Annotated in this window: 1 protein-coding gene; it reads right to left on the reverse strand. The window is 49.6% G+C overall.

What is annotated here, in order from left to right; genetic code table 11:
* Window positions 1-61: 61 nt before the first annotated feature.
* The gene (locus E1963_RS23545; RefSeq protein WP_132281672.1) at window positions 62-1,381 is read right to left on the reverse strand and encodes a hypothetical protein; all 1,320 of its coding nucleotides are present in this window, start codon (window positions 1,379-1,381) and stop codon (window positions 62-64) included.
* Between the last annotated feature and the right edge of the window lie 14 nt (window positions 1,382-1,395).

A 1,395-nucleotide genomic window follows, 5' to 3' on the forward strand; every position in this document is an offset into this window, starting at 1 on the left:
TTCCCCCCTTCCCCCTCCCTTCTCTCTCCTTCCCTCCCTTCCTTCTTCTTCTTCCTCCCTTTCACAGGATCTCTTTTTTTTTTCTTTTTCTTTTCTTTTTTCCTCTTCTTTTTTCTTTTCCCCTTTTTCTTTCCCTCCCCCCTTTTCTTTTCCACTCCTCCCTTTTCTTCTCTCTCTCCTCTCCTTTCCCTCCCTCTTTCCCTTCCCCCTTTTTCTCCTCTCCCCCTTCCTCCTCTTCTTTCCTTCTTTCCCCCCTTCTTCCCCCTTCTTTCCCCCCTTTCCTCTTTTCCCTCTCCTCCTCTCTCTCCTCTTCCTCCCTCCCCTCCCCTTTCCCCTCTTTTTCCCTTCTCTTTCCTTTCTTCTTCCTTCTTCCTCCCCTTCTTCCCCTTCTTCCGTCCCACGAACCCGTATGGATGTTTCCCCTTTCTCCTTTCTTCTTTCCTCCTTCCTTTTTCCTTCTCTTCTTTTCTTCTTCCCTTTTTCCTTTCTTCCCCCCTCTCTTCCTCCCTCTTGCCGATCTCCTTCCCCCTTTTCCTTCCTTTTTCCTCTCTTCCTTCCCCTTCCTTCTCCTTTTCTTCCTTTCCCTCTCCCCCTTCCCCCTCCCCTTTCTTCTCTCTTCCTTTCCTCTCTCCTTCTTCCCTCTCTCCTCTCCCTCCTCTTCCCCCCCCTTCTCTCTTCCTCCTTCCTCCCCTTCTTCCCCCTTCTTCCTTCTTTCTTTCCCTTTCTTTCCTTTCTTCCCCTTCCTCTCCCTCCCCTCTTTCTCTTTCCCCTCTTCCTCCCTTCCTCTCTCTTCCTCCTTCCTCTTCCTTTCCCTTCTCCCTCTTCCCTCCCTTTTTTCTCTTCCTTTTCCTCCTTTTTCCTCCTTTTTGCTCTTTTCTCTCTTCTTCCCCTCTTTTTCTCCCCCTTTTTCCCCTCCTTCCCCATCTTTTCTTTCTTCCCTTTTTTTCCCCCTTTCTCCCTCCCCCCTCTCCTCTCTTCTCTTCTTTCCTTCTTTTTTTCCTTCCTTTCCTCCCTTTCCTTCCTTCTCTTCCTTTCTTCTTCCTTTTCTCTTTCTTCCTTTCCCCCTCCTCTTTTTCTTTCCTCCTCCTCCTCTTCCTTTTCTTCCTCCCTTTTTCCTCCCTTTCCTTCTTTCTTCTTCCCCTCTCTCTCCTCCCCCCCTTTCTCTCCTCTCTCCTCCTTCTTCCTTCTTCCTTCTTCCCTCCTTTTCCTTCCTCCCCTTTTTCCCCCTTGAAGTGTGCTTCCTTGAATAACCCTTGTTTCGTTTCTCTTCCTTTTCTTCTTCTCTTCTTCCTCTACCTCTTCCGCATCGTCTCTCCCCGGCTCCTCCTTCTCTTCCCCCTCCTTTCTCTTCCCTCCTTTTCCCCTCCTTTTTCTTCCTCACCTCCTTCTACGCCC

The organism is Extibacter muris (assembly GCF_004345005.1).
Taxonomy (GTDB): domain Bacteria; phylum Bacillota; class Clostridia; order Lachnospirales; family Lachnospiraceae; genus Extibacter; species Extibacter muris.